The following is a 23,337-nucleotide window of genomic DNA, read 5'->3' as shown; positions in this document are numbered from 1 at the left end:
TCGCGGCGGCAGGCGCTCTGCCTCTATCATGAGCGCCTGCCACTGGAGCCCGTTCGCTGTGCTGATTCCCGCCCACCTGCTGCAAGCCGACACCCTCACCGCCCTGATCGAAGACTTCGTCACCCGCGACGGTACCGACAACGGTGACGAAACCCCGCTGGAGACCCGCGTCCAGCGCGTGCGCCGCGCCCTGGACAAGGGCGAGGCGGTGATCGTGTTCGATCCCGACAGCCAGCAGTGCCAGCTGGCGATGAAACGCGACGTGCCGAAAGAGTGGCTGGATGCGCTGAACGACGACTTCAGTGATTGACCGTATGCGCCAGCATGACCGATAGCTGACACAGTGGCCGGCCGCTCTCGGCGTGCCATTGATTGAAGGCCGCCTGAACGGCAGCCAGATCCTTCTGGCTGGTCGGCGCCTTGTCGATGATGCCCTGGGCCTTGAGCGCCGCCACCATGTCATCGGTGGGCACGAAGGTATCCTTGCCGACCATGCGCAGGAAGCGCGGTGCGGACAGCCCGCCCAACTGGCTGCCGTGCTTGGCCAGGTACTTCCACAGACCGACGATATCGCTTGCCGGCCAGTCCGCGACGAGGGCACCGAAGCTGCCTTTCTCGCGACGGACATCGAGGATGAACTGGGCGTTGCGCGGCACGCTCTTCAACTTGCCCAGATGGCGAATCAGACGCGCGTCCTGCATCAGGTTCTCCAGGCGCTCGCCGCCCATCAGCACCACCTTCTCCGGGTCGAAACCGAAGAACACCTCCTCGAACGCCGGCCACTTGGCGTCCACCAGGCTGTGCTTGAGCCCTGCGCGGAAGATGCGCAGGCTGATCAACGACAGGTAGCGGTCGTCGCTCAATGCGCGCAGCTCGGCCTCGCTGCACGGCTGCGGCAGCATCGCCTGCAGCGCCTTCTCCGAACCGAAGCGATTGAGGCAGAACGCGTGCAGCCACTTGTAATCACGCATGAATCGAATCCTTGCTGAAACCAGTGACGAAGCCTGCACGCAGTTCGCCGAACACTCAAGTCCCGCCCGAAGGCACTGCCGCTCGCGGATCGGCGGGCGCCCCTAGCGCAGGCGTTCGGCCGCCTGACGCAGGGCGACCTCGGTCGCGCTCCAGCCCAGGCAGCCATCGGTGATCGAGACACCGTAGCGCAGCTCGCCGGAAAGCGCCTGGCAGCCGTCGAACAGGTGACTCTCCAGCATCACCCCGCGCAGGCTGAGATCGCCGGCCAGGCGCTGGTCGATCACGCTGTCCAGCACCGCCGGCTGACGCAGCGGGTCCTTGCCGCTGTTGGCATGGCTGCAATCGACCATGATGCGCGGCGCTATGCCCTGACGCTGCAGCGCGTCGCGCGCGGCGGCGACACTGGCGGCATCGTGGTTGGGCGCACCGTGGCCACCGCGCAGCACCAGATGGGTATCGGGGTTGCCGGCGGTGTGCAGCAGTGCCGGGTGGCCAAGCTCATCGATACCGAAGTGCTGGTGCGGGTGCGCAGCCGAACGCATGGCGTCGCAGGCGATGGCGACGCTGCCATCGGTGCCGTTCTTGAAGCCGACCGGCAGGTCCAGGCCGCTGACCATCTCGCGGTGCACCTGCGATTCGCTGGTGCGCGCGCCAATCGCCGCCCAGCCGAGCAGGTCATCGAAGTAGCCGGCAGCCAGCGGTTGCAGCAACTCGGTCGCCAGTGGCAGGCCGCGCGCCAGGATATCCAGCATCAGTTGCCGCGACTGGCGCAGCCCCTCGGCCATGTCGCCACTGCCGTCGAGATGCGGGTCGTACAGCAGGCCCTTCCAGCCCACGGTGGTACGCGGCTTCTCCACGTAGGCGCGCATCACCAGCAACAGCTGGTCGTCGACCTGAGGCGCGAGTTCCGCCAGGCGCTCGGCATACTCGAGAGCCGAGACCGGGTCATGCAGGGAGCACGGGCCGACGACGACGAGCAGACGCGAATCCTCGCCATCGAGCACGGCACGGATGGCGGCACGGTCGGCGCAGATGCGTTCGGCAAGCAGACTGGGCAACGGCAGGCGCTGGCGCAGGACGGCGGGACTGGGCAGCGGCTGGGCGCTGCGACGGACGATGGAGGTGGCGTGGGAAGCGAGTTGAGCGGAGACGGATGCGTTCATGATCTGGCGGTTCCTTGGCCGGCGCGGTCGGTGCCGCGGCGGCGCTAGCTGAGTGTTCGTTGCAAAGGTGTCGGGGCGGCGGTAACGCTGCTAAATCGCCAGTCGTAGCGGTAGTTGCGGTAATAACGGTTCATCTGCATGTCCTCGATACGTGGTCTTTTTCGACCGAAAAAACAAAACCCCCGGTCGGGTTGCCGACCGGGGGTTTTCTGGAAAACGTCTCTGGTGGCGACCCTGTTCTGCTAGGCCGCCTGTGGGGTATCAGGCGCGCCTGTGGCTAAACCAATACCCAAAGAAATAATACGCCGCCGCCACGAGCGCCTGCGCACGAGCCAGCGCGGCGCGAGAGGCACCGGCTTGCAGCATGGACAGGAGGTTGTGGCTGACAGACATGGAATTCTCCAGAACGATGGCTGAACCTTACTCCAGGCCCTGGCGGCCTGGCAAGCACCCATGCGACGCGGCATGGATGTCGGTTCCTGCATCCACCGATGGCCCCAGCAAGGTGGATCGGTGAAGCGTGATCCACCCTACCCCGGTTACAGGCTCACACATCGGGAAAGCGCAGCATGGCGCTGTCGTCGACCCGTAGGGTGGATGTCGCCTTTTACATCCACCAATGCCCCTGCACGGTGGATCGGTGAAACGTGATCCACCCCACCCCGGTTACAGGCTCATCACATCGAGAAAGCGCGGGGTGGCGCTGTCGTCGACCCGTAGGGTGGATGTCGCTTCTTACATCCACCAACGGCCGCACGGTGGATTGGTGAAGCGTGATCCACCCCACCCCGGTTACAGGCTCATCACATCGAGAAAGCGCGGGGTGGCGCTATCGTCGATCTTCAGGCTCCTGAAGTCGAACAGGTTGCGGTCGGCCAGTTGCGACGGGTGCACGTTCTGCAGGGCGCGGAACATGATCTCGACACGGCCGGGGCTCTTGCGCTCCCACTCCTGCAGCATCTCCTTGACCACCTGGCGCTGCAGGTTCTCCTGCGAACCGCACAGGTTGCACGGGATGATGGGGAATTCCTTGAGCTGGCTGTAGGCCTCGATGTCCGCCTCGGCGCAGTAGGCCAGCGGGCGGATCACCACGTTGCGGCCGTCGTCGGAGAGCAGCTTGGGCGGCATGGCCTTGAGCGTGCCGCCGTAGAACATGTTGAGGAAGAAGGTTTCCAGGATGTCGTCGCGGTGGTGGCCCAGCGCCATCTTGGTCGCACCGATCTCGTCGGCGTAGGTGTACAGCGTGCCGCGACGCAGGCGCGAGCACAGCGAGCAGGTGGTCTTGCCCTCGGGAATCTTCTCCTTGACCACCGAGTAGGTGTCCTTCTCGATGATGTGGTACTGCACACCGATGGATTCCAGATAGGCCGGCAGCACGTGCTCGGGGAAACCGGGCTGCTTCTGGTCCATGTTCACCGCGACGATCTCGAACTTGATCGGCGCCACCTTCTGCAGGTACAGCAGCACGTCGAGCATGGTGTAGCTGTCCTTGCCGCCGGACAGGCAGACCATCACCTTGTCGCCATCCTCGATCATGTTGAAATCGGTGATGGCCTCGCCGGCCAGGCGGCGAATGCGCTTCTGCAGTTTGTTCTGGTTGACCGAAAGGGTGCCCATGGTGCGTCGAGATCCGAGGGGGTGGGAACGAAAGCGCGACATTTTACGCACAATGGCGTCTCGCCCCTACCCCACCGGCAACGAAATGCTAGGCTCGGCCGATGAATGACGACCTAGACCCCACCCAGGACCTCGCCGAACAGGTGCTGCAACTGCTGCAGGCCGCTCCCGAGGGGCTTGCCGAATACGCGCTGATCCAGCAACTGAAAGAGCGCCACAGCGGCCATATCCCCAACCTGCCGCTGGCCGACAAGCTGGTGCTGTTCCGCACCCATTTCCTGCTGTTCAACGCCCTGTATCGCCTGCGCGAGCGGCTCTGGCAGCAGGGCAGTCACCTGCTGCAGATCAGCCCGCTGTGCATTCGCCTGCTGCCGTACGAGCCCGGCGCCGCTGCGCTGAGCGAGCGTGACGAGCTGCGTGACTACTACCTCGACATGAGCCAGCTGCGCGATACCGACGAGCGCGACGTCGAACGCCTGCTGACCAGCTTCTGGACGCGCATGCAGGGTGGCGACGAGAAGCAGGCCGCGCTGGAGCTGTTCGAACTGGACGACGAGCGGGCCCTCGACCTGCCAAGGATCAAGCAACGCTATCGGCAGATGGTCAGCCAGCACCACCCCGACCGAGGCGGCAGCACAGAGCGGTTGCAGTCGATCAATCTGGCGATGGAAATTCTAGAGCGCTATTACCGCTGATCCAGAGAGAGCGATTTGCTCTAAAGCCAGGCACCACGCCTGCTCCAGCCCCTGCCTATACTGCGACATAAGGTCGCATTGATTCGGCTTGGTCACCCGGTGGCGCTGCCCATGCGCGCCGGGCGTCCGCGGGGGGCGACCGTCATAAGAATGAGGAGGTGTCTGGCATGATCCACCACGTTTGGGGGCTCTTCACCCATCCCGACCAAGAATGGCAAGAAATCCGTGGCGAGGAAGAATCCATCAGCCACATGTACCTGACCCACGTGCTGATCCTCGCGGCCATCCCCGCGATCTCAGCCTACATCGGCACCACCCAGGTCGGCTGGGCCATCGGTGATCGAGCGCCGGTGATGCTCACCGAAGGCAGTGCGATGGTGATGACCATCATGTCCTACCTGGCCATGCTCGCTGGCGTCGCGGTAATGGGCGCCTTCATCCACTGGATGGCGCGCACCTACGATGCCAATCCCAGCCTGACCCAATGCATCGTCTTCGCCGCCTATACCGCGACCCCGCTGTTCATCGGCGGCCTGGCGGCCCTGTACCCGCACCTGTGGCTGGGCATGGTCGTGGGTACGATCGCCATCTGCTACACGGTCTACCTGCTCTACGTCGGCATACCGACCTTCATGAGCATCCCCGAGGACGAAGGCTTCATGTTCTCCAGCTCGGTGTTGGCGGTCGGTCTGGTGGTACTGGTGGCGATGATCGCCAGTTCGGTGATTCTCTGGGGCATGGGCGTCGGCCCGGTCTACACCAGCTAGCGCTGAAGCGCGTCGACAGCAAGGGCCGGCAGCGATGTCGGCCCTTCTTGCATCTGGGCCGCCATTCGTCGGCCCGGAAGGCGGCACCTGGTCCGCAGGTCCGGGCAACTTCGCCGTATCCCTGGCGCTTGCGGCATAATCCCCCGTCGAACCGCAGCCGCTACCTGCCATGCCCGAACAGATCCATGCCCGTGTCGAAGCCTGTTACCAACAGGCCGAGGCCTTCTTCAAGCAACCTTTCGCCCGCCCGCAGATCAGTTTCAAGCTGCGCGGGCAGAAGGCGGGCGTCGCCCACCTGACGGAGAACAAACTGCGCTTCAACCTGCAGCTGTACCGGGACAACCATGAGGACTTCCTGCGCCAGACGGTGCCTCACGAAGTCGCCCACATGATCGCCCACCAGCTGTTCGGCCCACGCATCCAGCCGCATGGCGAGGAGTGGCAGCTGATCATGCGGGGCGTCTACGAGCTGCCGCCGCATCGCTGCCACAGCTACGAGGTCGAGCGCCGCAAGGTCAATCGCTTCATCTACCGCTGCGGTTGCACGGACGGCGAGTTCCCCTTCTCGGCCCAGCGCCATGCCTTGGTCGCCAAGGGCCGCCGCTACTATTGCAGACGCTGCAAGGTGACGCTGACCTTCAGCGGTGAACAGCGCCAGGAATGACCCGCTTCGCCGCGGAACTCAGTATTCGAGTGACTGCAACCACGCGGTGCGTATCCGCGCCTGCTCGGCGTGACACTCGGACTCCCAGAATCCGGTCCAGGGCGACCCTTCTACCCGGTTGCGCGCGTACAGGCTGCAATCCAGTTCACGCTGCCTGATCCACAACCGCTGGGCATCACGCAAATCGTCAGCGAGCACAGAGTCGTAGCGCCTGAGTGACGTCATCACACGCTCGTACGTGACCTGCAGCTGCTGTTCCGCAGCCTTCCAGACCGGCCCCTGACACATGAAGGCAGCCATGGCACTGCCTTGCTGGCAGGGGTCGTCCGGGTCCTCGGCAGCCAGGACCGGGGACAGAATGACGAACATCGCCAGCGCGACGGCGCCTCGTGCGCCCCTTGCGATTCCTTTCATGCCCAACGCTCCAACAGGATATGGGCGGCTATCCTAAGCGGCGCTCCAGCGCGACTCAACCGAACACGCGCGCCTCGCGCAGCGCGGCGATCCGTTCGGCGTCGTAACCCAGTTCCTGCAGCACCTGCTCGGTGTGCGCGCCGACTGCTGCGCCGACATGCCGGGGTGGCGCCAGGCCGTCGGAGAATTTCAGCGGGCAGGCCAGTTGCGCCTGCGCCGGCAGCCCCTCGCGCGGCACCTCGACCACCAATTCACGGGACCTGATCTGCGGATGCACCACCGCCTCGGAGAGGGGCAGCATGGGCTCGACGCAGGCATCCAGCGCGGCGAACACCTCGCTCCACTCGGCGAAGTCGCGCTTCTCGATCTCGATCTCGATCTCGCGCTTGAGCGCACGCTGGTCGTCCGCCTTGGGCGAAAGCCCGCGTGCCGCCAGCTCGGGACGACCAATGGCGGCGCAGAACTGCTGCATGAACTGTGGCTCCAGGCTGCCGACCGAGAACCAGCGGCCATCGCGCGTGCGGTAGTAGTCATAGAAACTGCCACCGTTGAGCGCCTGATTCTCCATGTCGGGTTCCACACCGGCGCCCAGGTAGCCTGCGCCCGCCATGCCATGCAGGCTGAAGGCACAATCGGTCATGCTCACGTCGACCTGCTGGCCCTGGCCGCTCACCTGGCGCTGCACCACGGCGGCAAGCAGGCCGATCACCCCATGCAGCGAGCCGCCGGCCAGGTCCGCCAGCTGTACCCCCAGCGGCAGCGGGCCGCTGTCAGCACGCCCGGTATAGCTGGCGATGCCGGCCAGTGCGAGGTAGTTGATGTCGTGCCCGGCGCGATCACGATACGGCCCGCTCTGGCCATAACCGGTGATCGACACGTAGATCAGCCTCGGGTTGATCGCCTTGAGCGCCTCGTAGCCGACGCCCAGCTTGTCCATCACACCGGGGCGAAACTGCTCCAGCACGATGTCGTATTCACGCACCAGCTGCTTGACCACCTCGACCGCCTCCGCGCGCTTGAGGTCGAGGGCGATGCTGCGCTTGTTGCGGTTCAGGTAGGCGTGGCTGGTGGAGGTGCCGCCATCGTGTGGAGGCAGTACGCGCACCAGGTCCATGCGCGTCGGCGACTCGACGCGCAGGACCTCTGCGCCCATGTCGGCGAGCAGCAAGGAAGCGAATGGCCCTGGCAACAGGGTGGAGAAGTCGAGAACCTTCAACGAAGACAGTGGGCCGCTCATGGCGTCTCCTGATAAGTGACCGGTTGGCCGACGCGGCGGCAGCGTTCATACGCCCCCGCAACGTCGATGCGCTGATCGCTCCTGCGCGACCTTACAGCTTCATGCCACGGCTGATGATTTCCTTCATGATCTCCGACGTACCGGCGAAGATGCGCTGGATGCGCGCGTTCGCGTACATCTTGCAGATCGGATACTCCCACATGTAGCCCCAACCGCCATGCAGCTGTACACCCTCGTCGACGACCTTGCCGAGCAGCTCGGTGGTGAACAGCTTGGCCTCGGCAGCCACTTCGGGGCTGAGCTGCTTCTGGTTGTGGTCCATCACGCAGCGGTCGGTGAACACCTGCGCCACGTCGATCTGCGTGCGCATCTCGGCGAGCTTGAAGCGGGTGTTCTGAAAGTGCGCCACCGGGCGACCGAAGGCCTGGCGTTCCCTGACGTACTCGACGGTCGCCTGCAGCGCCGCCTCGGCCCCGGCCACCGCGCCACAGGCGTTGGTCAGGCGCTCCTGGGCCAGCATGTTCATCAGGTAGAAGAAGCCGCCCTTCGCATCACCGAGCAGGTTCTCCTTGGGCACCTTGACCTCGTTGAAGAACAGTTCGGCGGTGTCCTGGCTGTGCATGCCGAGCTTCTTCAGCTTCTTGCCGCGCTCGAAACCCGGCATGCCACGCTCGACCAGGAACAGGCCCATGGCGTGCTTGTTGGCCGGATCGGTCTTGGCCGCGACGATCACCACGTCGGCCAGGTAACCGTTGGAGATGAACACCTTGGAGCCGTTGAGCAGCCAGTGATCGCCCTTGTCCACCGCCGTGGTGCGCATGCCGGCCAGGTCGGAGCCGGCGGCCGGCTCGGTCATCGCCACGGCCAGGATGGTCTCGCCACGGATGATGCCTGGCAGCAGACGCGCCTTCTGCTCGGCATTGCCGTATTCGGCGATGTAGGGGCCGCACAGCGCCGAGTGCAGCGGAATCATGAAACCGGGCTCGTTGATACGCGCCAGCTCCTCGCACATGATCTGCTCGTAGCGGAAGTCCTTGAGCCCCGTGCCACCATATTCCTCGTCCGCCCAGGGCAGCAGGAAGCCCATTTCGCCCGCCTTGCGCCACACGCTGCGATCCACCACTCCGGCCTCTTCCCAGGCTTCCTGATGGGGCACCACCTCCTTGTCCAGGAATGCCGCGAAGGCATCGCGAAACAGGTTGTGTTCGGTGTCGAAATGAGTGCGCTGCATGGGGCGGGTCCTCCGCTGTTTTTTATGAGCCAGAGGGTAAGTGCCGCCCCGCTGCCCCCTCAATGACCCATGCGCTCAGCCTGAATTGACCCAATCGCTCGGCTGGCTTGCCGCCGCGAACGCCAGCCGCCTACCATCGGTGCCCCTCGACCTTGGAAAGCCAGCATGCGCGAACGCACCATCGCCAGCCACTTCGTCCGCGCCGCGCTGCGCGGTGCCGGGCGCCGCGGCCTCGCCTGCGACGCGCTACTGCGCCAGGCCGGTATCCAGCCGGCGGTGCTGGTGGAACCGCGTGCACGCATCGCCCCCGAGCAGTTCGCCCGGCTGATGCAGCTGCTCTGGGAGGCACTGGACGACGAGTACCTGGGCTTCGGGCGCCAGCCCAGCAAACGCGGCACCTTCGCCATGATGGGCCACGCCATCATCCATTGCCGCAGCCTGGAGAAGGCCCTGAGCCGTGGTGCCCTGTTCTATGGCCTGTTCCCGGATGCACCGAGCATCCACCTGCAGCGCGAGGGCGACTGGGCGCGGCTGAGCGTGGACGACAGCACGCTGTGGGACCCGGATCACTTTCTGGTGGAAAGCCTGCTGGTGATCTGGCACCGCCTCGGCAGCTGGCTGATCGGCCAGCGCATCCGCCTCGAGGAAGCCACCTTCGCCTACCCCGAGCCGGAACATGTCGCCGAGTACGAACTGCTGTTTCCCTGCAGCCGACGCTTCGCCGCCGGGCAGACCAGCCTGCTGTTCCATGCCCGCTACCTGGCCATGCCGCTGCTGCAGGACGAGCGCACCCTCAAGCAGTTTCTCGAGCACTCCCCGGCCGATCTGCTGGCACGCCCCGACGGCGGTGACAGCCTGATCAGCCAGATTCGCCGCCTGCTCGGGCGCGACTGCCGTACCTGGCCCGACCTCGAGCAGGTCGCTCACCAGTTGCACACCAGCCCGCAGACCCTGCGCCGTCACCTGCGCGAGGAAGGCACCAGTTTCCAGGAACTCAAGGACCACCTGCGCCGTGACCTGGCGATCTATCACCTGGGCCGCGACGAACTGGCCATCCAGGACATCGCCGAACAGCTGGGCTTTTCCGAGCCGTCTGCATTCCATCGGGCGTTCAAGAAGTGGACCGGGCTGACCCCTGGCGCCTATCGTGCCCAGGAGGGCTGACCGCCACGGCATAACAGGAGCGCGCCCATGCGATCCCGTATCAGCGTCATCACCCTTGGCCATAATCTGGCCAGCGCGGAAGAGGTCGATGCACTCATGACGCAGGCGCGACGCTCGTAAAACCGGCGCAGGCCACCTTCCGGGGCGGGTATGCCGGCTACTTCCAGGCCCCGGATGGGCATCTCTGGGAAGCGCTGTGGAACCCGCAGTGGGTTGACTGAGGCATGCGCCTCAGTCGTACAGGCGCACCCTGAAACAGGCGCCGCCCAGTTCGGAATCCTCCAGGCTCAGCTCTCCGTCGTAGCTCTCGATGATGTCCTCGACCACCGCCAGGCCGATGCCCTGCCCCGGATTCTGCGCATCCAGCCGTTCGCCCCGCTGCAGCACGCGCTCACGCTGATTCTGCGGCACGCCGGGGCCATCGTCCTCGACGGTGATCAGGCAGCCGTCGAGCAACGGCTGCACGCTCACCCGCACCCGTTGCAGGCACAGCCGATAGGCGTTCTCCAGCAGGTTGCCGAGCAGCTCCATCAGGGCACCACGCTCCATGGTGACCTGGCTGTGCTCGGGCACCTCCAGCGTCGCCTCCACCTGCTTGTCGAGATAGACCTTGTCCAGCGAACGGCACAGGCCTTCCAGCAGCGGCCAGATCTGCTCGCGATGGCGCACCAGGCCGCTGCGCCGCAGGCTCGCACGCTGCAGCTGGTAGCCGACCTGCTGGCTCATGCGCTCGATCTGCGCCTGCATCAGTTGCGCCTGCTCGCGATTGCCCTCCTGAACGGCCAGGGTCTCGCCGATGCCCTGCAGCACGCTGAGCGGCGTTTTCAGGCTATGGGCGAGGTCTTCGAGCGAGTCGCGATAGCGCTCGCGCTGGCGCCGTTCGCTGTCGAGCAGGCGGTTGAGGGAATTGGTCAGGCGCAGCAGCTCGCGCGGGTGATCGTCGCTCAGGCGCTGGCGCGTGCCCGCCTCCACGCCATCGAGTTCATCGCTGAGCCCGCGCAGGCTGCGAAAGCCCCAGGTCAGGCCGAACCACAGCAAGCCGAGCAGCACCAGCAGGGCGATGCCCAGCCACAGGCGCAACTGCCAGGCGAAGCCGTTGAACAGCACCTGATATTCACGCGTCGGCTGCATGGTGACGATGCTCAGCGCCGTTTCATCGCCGCGCAGCAGGTCCACCTCGATGTCGTAGACGAAGTACTCATGGCCACTGTCGTCACGGATACGCGCAAATTCGTGGCCCTGGCCGTCATAGTGCGGCAGGTAGCGCACCAGCTCGTCGATGGACGAGCGCGAACGCCAGAGCAGCGTGCCGTCCCGGTCGAAGATGAATCCCAGCAGATGGGAATCGAGGTTGTCGAACTCCTCGTCGGGCATCTTCTCCGGCATGTGCAGCTCGCCATCGTGGATGCGCGCGGCCGAGATCAGCGCCGCCGCGTCGGAGGCCAGGCGCTTCTCCACCGTCTGTTCCAGGGCCATGAGGAAAACGCCCTGCAGCACCGGCATCAGCGACAGCATGAACAGCATCGCCAGGGCCGCGCTGGCCAGCATCAGCCGCAGGCGCAGCGAGCCCAGGCGGATGCGCAGCTTGCGCAGGATGCTGCGCAGTCGCTTCACTTGCAGCGCTCGTTGAACATGTAGCCCTGGCCACGCACCGTCTCGATCGGCTTGCCGTTCAGCAGCGCCTCCAGTTTGCGCCGCAGACGCCCCACCAGCACCTCGATGACATTGGGGTCGCGTTCGTCGTCGCCCGGATAGAGCTGCTCCATCAGGCGCTCCTTGGCCACCACCTGCTGATGATGCAGCATGAGGTACTCGAGGATGCGGTACTCGTAGGCCGTCAGCTGCAGGGATTGCTCATCGACGCTCGCCTGCTTGCGGTTCAGGTCCAGCACCAGCGCACCGGCCTCGATGGTCGACTTGGTGAACCCCGACGAGCGACGTAGCAAGGCATTCAGGCGCGCCTCCAGCTCCTCGAACTGAAACGGCTTGACCACGTAATCGTCCGCCCCGCAGGACAGCCCTTCGACCTTGTCCTGCCAGTTGCCACGTGCGGTGAGGATCAGGATCGGGAAATGCTTGTCCTGGCTGCGCAACTCCCGGATCAGGTCGATACCGCTCATGCCCGGCAGGCCGAGATCGACCAGCGCCAGGTCATGATTGAACGACTCGGCACGGTACAACGCCTCTTCAGCCGTGCGCACGGCATCCACCACGTGCCCGTTCTCGCTGAGGCGAGTGAACAGATGGTGACGCAGCAGCGCCTCATCCTCCACCACCAGCAACTTCATGTTCTTCTCCCTTCTACTCAAGACTGCGAAGGCCGGGCAGATACCCGGCCAGATAACGAAAAAGTCGGCGACAGCCACAACCGCTGTCGGTAGCGAAGCGCCACGCCAGGGTTGCAGGCCTCGGCGCGGCCATCAACGACTCGACGCCAAGCCTGCGGGAAGACTACTGAACAGGCGCTGAACCTTCCTTGAACACCTACTGAATGAGCGCCAAACAGCCTAGAGGCGTCGCACCAGGACAGCCGCCAGCACGAACAGCATGGCCAATACGCCGAGCAATGCCAGCCAGCCGGCATGCTCCCAGACATACCCTCCACCATAGCCAACCACGCTGGAGCCCATGTAATAGGCACACAGATAGAGCGCCGATGCCTGCGCCTTGGCGCCCTGCGCATGAGCGCCGACCTGACCGCTGGCCACCGCATGCGCGGCGAAGAAGCCCAGGGTGAACAGGGCCAGCCCGACGACCACCGAACCCAGCCAGGGCCCGACGCACAGGGCGACGCCCAGCAGCATCAGGGCGATGCCCCCGGACAGCACCTGACGCGCACCGAAGCGCGGCACCAGCCGCCCTGCCCAGCCGGCACTGAAGATGCCCAGCAGGTAGACCGTGAACAGCAGGCCGATCACCGTGGCGGACAGGTTGAATGGCTCGGCGGCGAGGCGAAAGCCCACGTAGTTGAACAGCGCGACGAAACCGCCCATCAGCAGGAATGCCAGGGCGAACAGCACACGCAGGCGCGGGTTGCCCAGGTGCAGGATGAAGTTGCGCAGCAGCCCGCGTAGCGACAGTGGCTGGGCGGAGAAATGCCGGGACGGCGGCAGCAACCAGAGAAACAGCAGCAGCGCCAGCAGGCCCAGCAAGGCAATCCCGCCCAGGGCCCAGGACCAGCCGCCAAGGTCGCTCAACAGCCCGGCGAGCAAACGCCCGAGCAGTCCACCCAGGGCCGTACCGCCGATGTACAGGCCCATGGCGGCGGGCAGCGCCTCGGGATCGAACTCCTCGCCGACATAGGCCATGGCCAGCGCCGGCAGGCCACTCAGGGCCAGGCCCAGCAGGGCGCGCAACAACAGCAGGCTGCTCCACTCGTCCACCAGCGCACAGGCCATTCCCAACAGTGCAGCGAGCCCCAGTGCAGCAGCCATCACCGGCTTGCGCCCCCAGCTTTCCGCCAGGGCGCCGGATACCAGCAGGCACAGGGCCAGACTCAGGGTGGTCAGCGACAGGGCCAGGCTGCTGCTGGCCGCCGAGACGCGAAAGTGCGCAGCCAGCAGCGGCAGCAGCGGCTGCACGCAATAGAGCATGGCGAAGGTGGCGAAGCCGGCGCAGAACAGCGCCAGGGTGGCACGCCGGTAACCGGCGCTGCCACGAACGAGATGGGGTGTGGACATCGGGCAAGCTCATGGAACACGGCGCAGGTTCGGCCGCGACAAAAGCTTAGCATGCTATCTATCACTGCGACTGCTCGTCGCAGTGCTTTTTATCGGCGCGTCACTCCTCGCGCAGGCGTTGCAGATGCGCCTGCAGCCCCGCCGAGGTCTGCTCGCCGACCAAGCGCTCACGCAACCTGCCCTCGGGATCGACGATGTAGGTCGCCGGCAGCACATCGTTGTGCGGCAGTTCGAAACGCGCTGCTGGGTCCTCGGCAAGCACGGTGAAACGAATGTCGAAGCCATCCGCAGCACGCTTCAGCGCATCGCCCTGCAAGCCATCGAAGTTGACGCCGATGACTTGCGCCGACTGCGTTTCCAGCGCCTTCGCCAATGCATTGAGCTGGGGAATTTCCGTGCGGCAAGGCGCGCACCACTCGGCCCAATAATTAATGACCAGCCACTGGCCATCCAGGCTGTCAGCCGTTACCTTTCGTCCATGCTGATCAGGTCCGAAGTCTTCGCTGCAACCGGCCAACACTAGACCGGCGCAAATACCCAGAACAGCCTTGCCGACAATCCGGAGCCGTAAGCCCATGTACTCGATCCTCGTCCTCTCGGGGTTGATATGACGCTGGATGCCCTGCGTCTGGAAGTACCGGACATCCGCGAGGACAGCAGTGTATCGCCAGCGGAGATCGTCGAACGACTCGCCGCCGCGCGCCTGCTCGAGGCGGAACACGGCCTGCAGCAAGTGCTGGGCCTGCTGTTCACGCTCAATCGCAGCGGCCTGACCTTACTGGAAAGGCAACGTGCGCTGCAAAGCTTCAGTGACGAGTATCGCTACTACGCCAGCCTGGCGAATCGCCAGCCACCGCCCAGCGCGCTGTTCGTACGCCTGTGCGGCGAGCTGGCGACCGGTTTCAAGCGCCTGCTGCTGCAGATCCTGCAAGGCCGCCAGCCATCCCTGCCGCACCTGGCCTGGTGCCTGTACATGGCCCAGCACTTTCTCGCACAACAGCTGCTGCGCCACTACCAGCTGTACCAGGAACCACCCGCGGCCCTGTGGCGCGACAGCCACCTGCTGTACTGGATCGGCGAGCACCAGCAGTGCCTGGACGAACCGGTCGCGGCGGCCTTCGATCCCAAGCCGGCCAGCACCCTGCGCGGCCTCTACCAGCAGATGCTGCTGTTGGCGCAGAGCAACCCCTTCCACCTGGACGAAGGTGAGTGCCTGACGCTGTTCAGTGCGCTCGCCCCGCTCGCGGCACTGGCCAGGCTGCTGCCCTGGGACGAGGAAGACGAAGCCGAGGGCCCACTGGTCGATCTCAGCGAGTCGCAGCCCTGCCTGGCATTCGAACAGCAGGCCGAGGGCGAGCCGGAAAATCTTCGCCGCTTCGAACTGGGTGCCCTGCTGATCGCCCTGCACGAGCCGGCCCCGCTGCAGAGCGGCCAGGAACGTCAGTTGCTCGAGCGCGTGCGCCAGCATTGGCTGACGCGCCAGCAACGTCGCCATGAACGTGCCGAACTCGACGGCCAGTGCAGCCTGGTGGTCGGGCTGCCGGCCATTCACGCGCAACTGCTCGACAAGCTGCCGCAACGCACCGAGGCGCAGATACTCGACGCCAGCCCCGGCGGCGCCAGGCTGCTGTGCAATGCCAACGAAGGGGGGCAACTGCAGGTCGGGCAACTGGTGCTGCTGCTCACCTATGGCACGCCCACGCTGGCCCTGGTGCGCTGGCGCCACCTCAACGCCGAAGGCCTGCACCTGGGCCTGCGCTACCTCAAGGGCCTGCCGCGTCCGGTGTGGCTGCGGCGGGCACCCAACGCGCAAACCCACCCCGGCGTGCTGCAGAGCACCCCGGCCCCTGGCAACGGCTGGCATCACGGCCTGTGGCTGCCCAACGGCCAGTTCGCCACCGGAGAACACCTCTGGCTGCAACTCGCCAGCGTGCACAACCAGGCCATCCTGCCGCTGCCCGAAAGCAACCTGGGAACCTCGTCGGTCACGCGCCATCCTTTGCGTCTGGCTTGATACACAAAAGTGCGATCCCAATCACGCATCCTGTCTGTCGAGCGCACAGTTTCGTCACGCGAGGGCTGCTTATAATTCCTGGCACTGAAGTCTCAACCTGCCTGGAATAGCATCATGTCCCAAGCGCAAGACAAGCTGATCGGCTCCGTACCCTCACGCATCGTCGACGTCGCTCGCCTGGTGGTCACGCCCTACGAGGGTCGTGTGGCCGAATACAACGTCGCGACCTGGCTGCAACTGCCGGGCCTGGCCAACCTGCCGGTATCGCTGCTGGTCAGCTACCGCGACGGTGACAAGCGCCGCGAAGTGAATGTCGACCACGGCAAGGTCAATGCCCAGGGCAAGATCCTGCTGTCCGGCATCGCACGCATGCCGGTGCGGCAGAAAGTCGAAGACATGCAGGTGCGCCTGCGCTCCGCCGTGCCGGCGCAGAGCCTGGTGGTCGAGGAGTTCTTCGTGCAAGCCGTCGAGCAGGCCAGCAGCGAAAGTCGCCAGGCACTCGCCTGAGGCGAAGCGGCAAGACCAGAACCCCGCGCATTGCGCGGGGTTTTCGTTTCAGCCGGAGGAAGCCTCCGGGTTGGAGGAAGGCTGCTCGACGGCCGGCTCCGCAGCCTGCGGCAGATTCTCGGGGGCGACCTGTTCGAGCAGCGATTCGGGCCAGCGCGCGAAACGCAGCCCGGTGATGCGGTTGAGACGCTCCAGCGCGTCCTGCGGGTCGCGTCGATGGAGATGGATTACTTTGTTTCTGCCAGTCATTCCTGCATGCGTCCTCAGCGATCCCTGCCCTGCTGGCAGTTCGATAGCAACTGAAACTGCCGTTGCCAGAAACATGCCAGCCCTGTGTATCACGCCGTTACTCGGCGTCACGCCTGCTGCATTGATGAAAGCACGGAGTAGTGACGCCGCAAACTGACGTTTTTTGTCACCTGCCATCCCTGGCAGTGCCCCTCCGGGCCGTCGCTACGCGACGTCAAGCATTTCTCCCGGAAATGCCGGTGATCCTTCACGCCACCCTCAGCGACGGCGTGCGCTCACTCCTTGCCCGGCAACCAGAGCGCCAGGCTGATACCGAACTGTTCTTCGCGCTCGTTCTGCAGGTGCTCGAGGCCCTTGCACAGGCTCGGGTACCAGGGCTCGTCGAGCTGCGCGGGCAGCTGCGAGACGTTCGGCAATGGCCACGGGCTGAGTTCCAGCAACTGATGCAGGGTGAAGTTGTGCAGGTCGCGGCACAGCACCCAGCCCGCATTACCGACCTTGCATGCCAGGCGCTCGCGCTCGAGAAAGCTCAGCACCTCGGCCCACTGGTCCTCCGGCAGACGCCAGCCGGCGCGCTGCAGGTCGCCGTGGTGCAGCGCTTCGCCCTTCTGCTGACGCTTCAACAGCAAGCGCAGGATCACCAGCAGGATCAGCGCCTTGGCGATCGGTTCTCGCCGCCAGTGGCGAGGCTGCGACAGGCCGTACACCAGCTCGGCACCCAACAGCACGATCAGCCAGGACAGGTAGATCCACACTAGAAACAGCGGCACGGTGGCGAACGCCCCGTAGATCAGGTGGTAACCGGGGAACAGGCGGACATAAAGGCCGAACAGTGCCTTGGCGACCTCGAACAGAATCGCGGCGAACAGCCCGCCGAGCAGTGCATGGGGCAAGGGAACCCGCGTGTTGGGCACCGCCGCGTACAGCAGGGTGAAGGCTGCGATACTGGACAGCAGCGGCGCGAAGGCCAGCAGGGTCTTGGCTCCCAGCACGGCATCCGGCCCGGAAATCAGCGCCAGCGAGGCGATATAGGTGCTCACCGCGAACCCCGCGCCAAGCAGCAAGGGGCCCAGGCTGAGGATCGCCCAGTAGAGCAGGAAGCTGGACATCCCGCGACGCGGCTGACGCACGCGCCAGATCACGTTGAAGGTCTTCTCGATGGTCACCAGCATGAGAAAGGCCGTCACCGCCAGCAGCCCGACGCCGAACCAGGTCAGCTGGCGCGCCTGGGTGGTGAACTCGCGCAGGTATTCCTGCACCGTCTCGCCGGTCGAGGGTACGAAATTACGGAAGATGAACGCCTGAATCTCTTCGCCGACGCCCTGAAATGCCGGAATCGCCGACAGCATGGCGAAGGTCACGGTCATCATCGGCACCACGGCGAACAGCGTGGTGTAGGTCAGCGCCGCCGCGTTACCCGCCCCGCGGTTCTCCATGAAACGCTGGTACAGACTCAGCCAGAACCCCAGCCAGTCCCTGAGATGACGCTGCATGACCTCTCCTTAGCCTTCAAACCTGAACAGACCGTGCGCCGCGAGAAAAGGTCGCACCCGAGTCACCCGGTGGTTTTCGTGCATCCGCGCACCAGGCGGTTAGAATACCCGCCACTTCACGCCGGATGCGAGCCACCATGACCGACCTGACCCTCTATCACAACCCGCGCTGCTCCAAATCGCGCGGTGCCCTGGAACTGCTCGAGGCCCGAGGCCTGCAGCCCACCGTCGTGCGCTACCTGGAAACGCCGCCCACTGCCGAACAGCTCGCGAGCATCCTCGGCAAGCTCGGCATCGGCGCCCGTGCCCTGCTGCGCACCGGCGAAGACGAGTACAAGGCCCTGGGCCTGGCCGACGCCAGCCTCGACGAGGCGCAGCTGATCGACGCCATGGTCAGCCACCCGAAGCTGATCGAACGTCCGATCCTGGTCGCCGGCGACAAGGCCGTGGTCGGTCGCCCGCCGGAGAAGGTGCTGGAGCTGCTGGCATGAGTTCGCCCTATATCCTGGTGCTCTACTACAGCCGTCATGGTGCCACCGCGGAGATGGCCAGACAGATCGCCCGCGGCGTGGAGATGGCCGGTCTGGAAGCGCGCCTGCGCACGGTGCCGGCGGTTTCCAGCGAATGCGAGGCGGTCGCCCCCGACGTGCCCGCGGACGGCGCGATGTACGCGACCCTGGATGACCTCAAGCACTGCTCGGGCCTGGCCCTGGGCAGCCCGACCCGCTTCGGCAACATGGCCGCGCCGCTGAAGTATTTTCTCGACGGCACCAGCAACCTGTGGCTGACCGGCGAGCTGGTCGGCAAGCCTGCCGGCGTGTTCACCTCCACCGCCAGCCTGCATGGCGGCCAGGAAGCCACGCTGCTGTCGATGATGCTGCCCCTGCTGCATCACGGCATGCTGCTCTGCGGCCTGCCCTACAGCGAGTCGGCGCTGCTCGACACACGCGGCGGCGGCACCCCCTACGGCCCCAGCCACCATGCCGGCGGCGATGGCAAACGGGCACTGGACGAACATGAAACCGCCCTGTGCCGCGCACTTGGCCAACGCCTGGCCCAGACCGCCAGCAAACTGGAGCGCTGATCGTGGCCCGTGAGAAGAAACCCCTGCCCAGCCTCGAGTGGCTGCAACCACGCATGAAGCTCAGCCGCGCGCTCAGCCTGTTCAGCTTCGTCGCCCTGCTGCTCCTGCTGCTGGTCTGGAACCTGGCCTTCGCCGACCTGCACGGCGCACGCATCGGCGTGGTCCTGGCCATCCAGCTGCTGCCGCTGGCGCTGCTCGCCCCCGGCATCGTCCTGGGCAACGCCCGCGCCCACGCCTGGGCCTGCTTCGTGGTCAACCTCTACTTCATCCAGGGCGTGCTCGCCGCCATCGACCCGGCACGCGCCCTGTTCGGCGTGCTGGAGGCGCTGATCAGCTTCAACCTGTTCTGCTGCGCCCTGCTCTACACCCGCTGGCGCTTCCAGTACGACCGCAAGCTGGCAGGAGACGCCTGATGCGTCTGGTGCTGCTGCCAGGACTCAACGGCAGCAGCAACCTCTTCGCCCCTCTGCTCGAAGCGCTGCGGGATGTCGACTGCCAGCCGCTCGCACTCCCGGATCAAGGCCCGCAGGATTACGCCAGCCTGACCGACAGGTTGCTCGCTGAACTGGGGCATGCCCCCTTCGTGCTGCTGGGTGAATCCTTCTCGGGCCCACTGGCGTTTCGCCTGGCGCTGCGAAAACCCGAAGGCCTGCGCGCCGTCATCTTCGCCGCCACCTTCCTGACCCGCCCGTCCCCATTCCTCGCGCTGCTCAGGCACATGCCCATGCCACCGGCACTGCTCACGCACGCGCCGATACTGCGCGCGCTGTGCCTGGGTCGCGACGTCGAGGATGCAGTACTGAGACGGGTACAGGAGGAAATTCGCGGTCTGGATCAAGCGCTGCTACGTGCCCGCCTCGGCAGCCTGGCAGGACTGCGGGCAGCGCAAGGACGTCTCGCCGTGCCCGCCCTGCAGCTATGGCCACAACAGGATCGTCTGGTTGCGGCCAGGGCAGCCGGCAGCCTTGCCGCGCATTGCGATGACCTGCGCCAGGTCCGCCTGGACGGGCCGCATTTCATTCTGCAAGCACGCCCACACGCCTGCGCACAGGCGATTCGCACCTTCATGGCGGACATCGCGCAGCAGCAAGGCTAGCGACTGTGGCAGATACCCACGCCAGCCCCTACCAGCCCAGCGTTTCCTTGAGGAAGGGAATGGTCAGCTTGCGCTGGGCCTGCAGCGAAGCCTGATCCAGGCGTTCCAGCAGCTCGAACAACGCACTCATGCTGCGCTCACCACGGGTCAGAATGAAGCGACCGACGTCATCGCTCATCTGCAGGCCGCGTCGCGAGGCACGCAGCTGCAGGGCGCGCAGCTTGTCTTCGTCGGACAGCTCGTGCAGCTGGAAGACCAGCGCCAGGGTCAGCCGCGACTTCAGGTCCGGCAGCTGGATCGGCAGCTCGCGCGGCGACATGGTGCCGGCCAGCAACAGGCGCCGGCCGCTGTCGCGCAGGCGATTGAACAGGTGGAACAGGCCCTCCTCCCAATCGCTGCGCCCGGCCACCGCATCGAGGTCATCGAGGCAGACCAGCTCGCACAGTTCGAGGTTGTCGAGCAGTTCCGGGCCGTGCTGCACCACCTCGCCGAGCGGCAGATAGACCACCGCTTCGCCGCGCTGCTCGAAACGCAGGCAGGCCGCCTGAAGCAGGTGACTGCGCCCTACGCCTTCGCCACCCCACAGGTAGATCAGGCTCTCCGTCCAGCCGGCATCGGCCTCGCACAGACGCTCGACATAGCCCAGCGCCGCCGCATTGGCACCGGGGTAGTAGTTGGCGAAGGTCGCGTCGTCACGCAGACGCACCCCCAAGGGAAGCTGGATTGGTTTCATGCAGGGCTCGGCGGTTCATCGGAACCGCTATTGGACTCTCCGTAAAGACCGGAAAGTTTATATAAATCATGAGCATGACGCAGCAAAACCATGATCACGGCAGCCACCGGCAGCGCCAGCAGCACCCCGGTGAAGCCAAAAAGCTGGCCGCCCGCGAGGATAGCGAAGATCACCGCCACCGGGTGCAGGCCGATGCGATCCCCCACCAGCATTGGCGTCAGCACCATCCCTTCGAGCATCTGGCCGATCATGAACACCACGCCGATGCCCAGCAGCGGGTAGGGATCGAGGCCGAACTGGAACAGCGCGGCGGTCAGCGCCGCACCGATCCCGACGATGAAGCCCATGTACGGCACGATGCTCGCCAGGCCGGCCAGCAGGCCGATCAACAGCCCCAGTTCCAGGCCGACCAGCATCAGCCCCGAGGCATAAATGACGCTCAGCGCCAGCATCACCAGCAGCTGCCCACGCAGGAAGGCGCCCAGTACCTCATGGCATTCGCTGGTCAGTTTCACCACCAGCCCTTCACGCTGGCGCGGCAACAGGCGACGCATGCGCTCGACCAGCAGGTCCCAGTCACGCATCAGGTAGAAGCTCACCACCGGAATCAGCAGCAGGTTGCCCAGCCAGGCGAGGAACGCCAGGCTCGAGGACGTCGCCTGGGCCAGCACCAGCTTGAGCACGTCGGTGGTCTTGCCGATGTTCTCGGTGAACACCTGCTTGAGCTGATCGAGCTGCAGCACATCCTGCAGCCCCAGGTGCGACTGGGTCCAGGGCAGCGCCGTGCCCTGCAGCCAGTCGAGCATCTCCGGCGCCAGCTGATACAGGCGCACCAGCTGGCGGCCGAGCATGGGTACCAGGACCAGCAACAGGATCAGCAGCACCAGCGCGAACAGGGCGAACACCACGACCACACCGCCGGTGCGCGACAGGCGATGACGCTCCAGGCGATCGACCAGCGGATCGCCGAGGTAGGCCAGCAGGATGCCGATCAGGAAAGGCGAAAGAATCGGGTGCAGCAGGTACAGCAGCCAGCCGAGCAGAAACAGCCCGGCCATCCATAGCCAACGAGTGGAATCGGTCATGCTCGCGTCCTCGATGCGAAACGGCGCCCAGGCGCCGCGTGACAGGGCTGCACACTCAGCCCGCCCTGTAGTCTACCAACGGAATCGCAGCTGATCGGTGCGCGGTTTCACCTGCGGCGCTTCGCTGCCGCTCCCGTCCGGCCCGGCGACCGGCTCGCCAGCGTCCACTGGCTCGGTCACTTCCTGCAGGTGTCCCAGGGCCAGCTGTGCACGCAGTTGTTCGGCGGTGGCGCTGACCTGGTAGGTCAGCGTCTGCCCGTCGACGTCCACCAGGCGCGCGGCGAACGGCTCGAGCAGGCGCTCCAGCGCGGCGAAGCGGCCCAGGTCGGCCCCCTCGATCACCACCGTCAGGCTCTGCGCCGCGCCTGGCTTGACCAGAAAACGTGGCGCCAGACGCTGATTGACCGCCAGCATCACGGCATCGGCCAACGCCGCCTGGTCGGCCGCCTCGGCCTTGCCCTGCTCGCGCTCATCGCCCAGCCACAGGCGCCAGGTCGCCTGCCAGGCGCCACCTGCCTCGGTGGCCTGCACAGCCAGCATGGCGTCGGCGGCATAGCGCTCGGAGGCCTCGCGCAAGGCCTGCGGGTCATTGGCCGCCAGGGCTTCGCCGGTTGCCACCAGTTGCTCGCTGAGATCGGCCAGCGGCAGACGCAACGGCAAGCCACGGTGCTGAGCCGCCGCGCGCAGCATCGCTGCCGCCCCCTGGCTCTCGCCGATCAACTGGCTGCCGCCAACGGATTCGCTGAGCCACCAGGTCAGGATCGCCGGGCGATTGCTGCCCCAAAGCGCCAGACCAGCCTTGCGCAACTCGCGGTCGGTGCTGGCCGGGTCGAACTCGACCACCAGCGCATCGCCTTCGTAGCCGTAACGGCTGACGATCTGCTGCGGGTCCTTGCGCAATCCCTCCAGGCCAGCGCTCTGCAGCGCCTTGGTGTCACCAGTCAGACGCTGGACCAGGGTCTGCAGCGCCTGCTGCATGGCGACATCGCGGTTTTCCGGTTGCTGGTCGGCAACCGCCTCACGGACCTGGTACAGCTCGGCGACCGGCGCGGCCATGGCCGGCAGGCCCAGGCAGGTGAGACAGATGAACATCAGGCGGACAGACAGACGCATGGCGAACTCTCGCTAGGGATGGCGGCACGCGGCGCAGGCAGCTGAACAGCCCGAGCGTCGGCCAGTGCCAGGCAAAAGCCGGCCCGCAGCGCTCGATTTCACGCAGGGTGAACGAGCATTGCGGGCCGGCTTCGACGCAGCAATGGCAACGCAGGCAGTCATGCAACGGTCTGCCGGCGTGCGCAAAGGCCTATACCTTAAACAGCCGCTGGTGCCCCGGCAACCGCAGGCAGGCCCGGCGACAAAGCGCATGCGTGCGAGTGGCCGCTACCGGGCAAGCCTGATAAAATCGCGCGCCTTCGCCAGCCGCTATGCGCGCCGGGCTCTGTGCATGAGCCCGCGCCCAGTCGGCGCCTACA

27 protein-coding genes are annotated in these 23,337 nt (G+C 65.6%); 11 read left to right on the top strand and 16 right to left on the bottom strand.

Features of this window, described 5'->3' with window-relative positions:
- Window positions 1–58: 58 nt before the first annotated feature.
- On the top strand, window positions 59–310 hold the full coding sequence (locus tag EPK82_RS00220) for a YheU family protein (protein WP_037053170.1): 252 nt from the start codon (window positions 59–61) through the stop codon (window positions 308–310).
- Here the strand turns inward: EPK82_RS00220 and EPK82_RS00215 are convergent.
- The 4 genes from EPK82_RS00215 to ttcA form a co-directional block, all read right to left on the bottom strand.
- Window positions 300–971: a DNA-3-methyladenine glycosylase I gene (locus EPK82_RS00215; RefSeq protein ID WP_134675442.1), complete on the bottom strand. Its 672-nt coding sequence runs from the start codon at window positions 969–971 to the stop codon at window positions 300–302. The two genes, EPK82_RS00220 and EPK82_RS00215, sit on opposite strands and share 11 nt — an antisense overlap.
- Before the next feature lie 102 nt (window positions 972–1,073).
- Entirely contained in the window at window positions 1,074–2,135 is a 1,062-nt protein-coding gene (locus EPK82_RS00210) for a 3-deoxy-7-phosphoheptulonate synthase (protein WP_134675441.1), read from the bottom strand.
- A 261-nt stretch (window positions 2,136–2,396) separates the two neighbouring features.
- Complete coding sequence (locus EPK82_RS25095) at window positions 2,397–2,528, bottom strand: hypothetical protein (protein ID WP_268988776.1); 132 nt, start codon at window positions 2,526–2,528, stop codon at window positions 2,397–2,399.
- Window positions 2,529–2,927: 399 nt separating this feature from the next.
- Window positions 2,928–3,752, bottom strand: coding sequence for a tRNA 2-thiocytidine(32) synthetase TtcA (ttcA, locus tag EPK82_RS00205; RefSeq protein ID WP_037053173.1), 825 nt, complete (start codon window positions 3,750–3,752; stop codon window positions 2,928–2,930).
- Between the two features lie 101 nt (window positions 3,753–3,853).
- On the opposite strand from ttcA, the gene EPK82_RS00200 reads away from it, so the two are divergent.
- The 3 genes from EPK82_RS00200 to EPK82_RS00190 all read left to right on the top strand — a co-directional run bounded on the left by EPK82_RS00200 (window position 3,854) and on the right by EPK82_RS00190 (window position 5,878).
- Window positions 3,854–4,447: a DNA-J related domain-containing protein gene (locus tag EPK82_RS00200; RefSeq protein ID WP_047590731.1), complete on the top strand. Its 594-nt coding sequence runs from the start codon at window positions 3,854–3,856 to the stop codon at window positions 4,445–4,447.
- A 167-nt stretch (window positions 4,448–4,614) separates the two neighbouring features.
- On the top strand, window positions 4,615–5,214 hold the full coding sequence (locus EPK82_RS00195; protein WP_037053175.1) for a Yip1 family protein: 600 nt from the start codon (window positions 4,615–4,617) through the stop codon (window positions 5,212–5,214).
- 169 nt (window positions 5,215–5,383) lie between these two features.
- Complete coding sequence (locus EPK82_RS00190) at window positions 5,384–5,878, top strand: SprT family zinc-dependent metalloprotease (RefSeq protein ID WP_037053176.1); 495 nt, start codon at window positions 5,384–5,386, stop codon at window positions 5,876–5,878.
- Between the two features lie 18 nt (window positions 5,879–5,896).
- Here EPK82_RS00190 and EPK82_RS00185 read toward each other — a convergent pair whose 3' ends face one another.
- From EPK82_RS00185 to EPK82_RS00175, 3 genes are all read right to left on the bottom strand, one after another.
- The gene (locus EPK82_RS00185) at window positions 5,897–6,292 is read right to left on the bottom strand and encodes a lysozyme inhibitor LprI family protein (protein ID WP_134675440.1); all 396 of its coding nucleotides are present in this window, start codon (window positions 6,290–6,292) and stop codon (window positions 5,897–5,899) included.
- A 55-nt stretch (window positions 6,293–6,347) separates the two neighbouring features.
- Window positions 6,348–7,529, bottom strand: a complete 1,182-nt coding sequence (locus EPK82_RS00180; RefSeq protein ID WP_134675439.1) for a CaiB/BaiF CoA transferase family protein — start codon at window positions 7,527–7,529, stop codon at window positions 6,348–6,350.
- Window positions 7,530–7,620: 91 nt separating this feature from the next.
- Window positions 7,621–8,760: an acyl-CoA dehydrogenase family protein gene (locus tag EPK82_RS00175; protein WP_047590734.1), complete on the bottom strand. Its 1,140-nt coding sequence runs from the start codon at window positions 8,758–8,760 to the stop codon at window positions 7,621–7,623.
- A gap of 165 nt (window positions 8,761–8,925) precedes the next feature.
- Between EPK82_RS00175 and EPK82_RS00170 the strand changes: the two genes are divergently transcribed.
- Window positions 8,926–9,924, top strand: a complete 999-nt coding sequence (locus EPK82_RS00170; protein ID WP_037053181.1) for an AraC family transcriptional regulator — start codon at window positions 8,926–8,928, stop codon at window positions 9,922–9,924.
- 231 nt (window positions 9,925–10,155) lie between these two features.
- Here EPK82_RS00170 and EPK82_RS00160 read toward each other — a convergent pair whose 3' ends face one another.
- The 4 genes from EPK82_RS00160 to EPK82_RS00145 form a co-directional block, all read right to left on the bottom strand.
- A complete protein-coding gene (locus tag EPK82_RS00160) occupies window positions 10,156–11,538 on the bottom strand; it encodes an ATP-binding protein (protein ID WP_134675438.1) in 1,383 nt (460 codons plus the stop codon).
- Window positions 11,535–12,212 carry a response regulator transcription factor gene (locus tag EPK82_RS00155; protein ID WP_037053189.1) on the bottom strand — a complete coding sequence of 226 codons (678 nt, stop codon included), beginning with the start codon at window positions 12,210–12,212 and terminating at the stop codon, window positions 11,535–11,537. Before EPK82_RS00155 ends, EPK82_RS00160 begins: the two co-directional genes overlap by 4 nt.
- Window positions 12,213–12,431: 219 nt before the next feature.
- On the bottom strand, window positions 12,432–13,604 hold the full coding sequence (locus EPK82_RS00150) for an MFS transporter (protein WP_134675437.1): 1,173 nt from the start codon (window positions 13,602–13,604) through the stop codon (window positions 12,432–12,434).
- A gap of 100 nt (window positions 13,605–13,704) precedes the next feature.
- Window positions 13,705–14,181, bottom strand: a complete 477-nt coding sequence (locus EPK82_RS00145) for a TlpA disulfide reductase family protein (RefSeq protein ID WP_167494311.1) — start codon at window positions 14,179–14,181, stop codon at window positions 13,705–13,707.
- A gap of 30 nt (window positions 14,182–14,211) precedes the next feature.
- Between EPK82_RS00145 and EPK82_RS00140 the strand changes: the two genes are divergently transcribed.
- Together EPK82_RS00140 and EPK82_RS00135 are read left to right on the top strand one after the other, a co-directional pair.
- Window positions 14,212–15,618: a PilZ domain-containing protein gene (locus tag EPK82_RS00140; protein WP_134675436.1), complete on the top strand. Its 1,407-nt coding sequence runs from the start codon at window positions 14,212–14,214 to the stop codon at window positions 15,616–15,618.
- A gap of 114 nt (window positions 15,619–15,732) precedes the next feature.
- A complete protein-coding gene (locus tag EPK82_RS00135; RefSeq protein WP_037053193.1) occupies window positions 15,733–16,125 on the top strand; it encodes a hypothetical protein in 393 nt (130 codons plus the stop codon).
- A gap of 48 nt (window positions 16,126–16,173) precedes the next feature.
- Here EPK82_RS00135 and EPK82_RS00130 read toward each other — a convergent pair whose 3' ends face one another.
- Window positions 16,174–16,374 carry a hypothetical protein gene (locus tag EPK82_RS00130; protein ID WP_037053195.1) on the bottom strand — a complete coding sequence of 67 codons (201 nt, stop codon included), beginning with the start codon at window positions 16,372–16,374 and terminating at the stop codon, window positions 16,174–16,176.
- Window positions 16,375–16,649: 275 nt separating this feature from the next.
- Window positions 16,650–17,867: a YihY family inner membrane protein gene (locus EPK82_RS00125; RefSeq protein ID WP_134675435.1), complete on the bottom strand. Its 1,218-nt coding sequence runs from the start codon at window positions 17,865–17,867 to the stop codon at window positions 16,650–16,652.
- 137 nt (window positions 17,868–18,004) lie between these two features.
- Between EPK82_RS00125 and arsC the strand changes: the two genes are divergently transcribed.
- Genes arsC through EPK82_RS00105 form a run of 4 tightly spaced genes read left to right on the top strand, consistent with a single transcriptional unit; the run spans window position 18,005 to window position 20,047 of the window.
- On the top strand, window positions 18,005–18,358 hold the full coding sequence (gene arsC, locus EPK82_RS00120) for an arsenate reductase (glutaredoxin) (protein ID WP_037053199.1): 354 nt from the start codon (window positions 18,005–18,007) through the stop codon (window positions 18,356–18,358).
- Window positions 18,355–18,951, top strand: a complete 597-nt coding sequence (wrbA, locus tag EPK82_RS00115; protein WP_134675434.1) for an NAD(P)H:quinone oxidoreductase — start codon at window positions 18,355–18,357, stop codon at window positions 18,949–18,951. Before arsC ends, wrbA begins: the two co-directional genes overlap by 4 nt.
- Before the next feature lie 2 nt (window positions 18,952–18,953).
- A complete protein-coding gene (locus EPK82_RS00110; RefSeq protein ID WP_037053201.1) occupies window positions 18,954–19,364 on the top strand; it encodes a DUF2069 domain-containing protein in 411 nt (136 codons plus the stop codon).
- A complete protein-coding gene (locus tag EPK82_RS00105; protein WP_134675433.1) occupies window positions 19,364–20,047 on the top strand; it encodes an alpha/beta fold hydrolase in 684 nt (227 codons plus the stop codon). Before EPK82_RS00110 ends, EPK82_RS00105 begins: the two co-directional genes overlap by 1 nt.
- Before the next feature lie 28 nt (window positions 20,048–20,075).
- Here the strand turns inward: EPK82_RS00105 and hda are convergent, their stop codons facing one another.
- The 3 genes from hda to EPK82_RS00090 all read right to left on the bottom strand — a co-directional run bounded on the left by hda (window position 20,076) and on the right by EPK82_RS00090 (window position 22,978).
- The gene (gene hda, locus EPK82_RS00100; protein WP_037053203.1) at window positions 20,076–20,780 is read right to left on the bottom strand and encodes a DnaA regulatory inactivator Hda; all 705 of its coding nucleotides are present in this window, start codon (window positions 20,778–20,780) and stop codon (window positions 20,076–20,078) included.
- Window positions 20,777–21,865, bottom strand: coding sequence for an AI-2E family transporter (locus EPK82_RS00095; protein WP_134675432.1), 1,089 nt, complete (start codon window positions 21,863–21,865; stop codon window positions 20,777–20,779). Before EPK82_RS00095 ends, hda begins: the two co-directional genes overlap by 4 nt.
- Window positions 21,866–21,937: 72 nt before the next feature.
- Window positions 21,938–22,978: a DUF2066 domain-containing protein gene (locus EPK82_RS00090; protein ID WP_134675431.1), complete on the bottom strand. Its 1,041-nt coding sequence runs from the start codon at window positions 22,976–22,978 to the stop codon at window positions 21,938–21,940.
- Window positions 22,979–23,337: the final 359 nt, after the last annotated feature.

It is taken from the genome of Ectopseudomonas khazarica, from assembly GCF_004521985.1.
GTDB lineage: Bacteria > Pseudomonadota > Gammaproteobacteria > Pseudomonadales > Pseudomonadaceae > Aquipseudomonas > Aquipseudomonas khazarica.
This window is presented reverse-complemented; position numbering and strand designations above follow the sequence as displayed.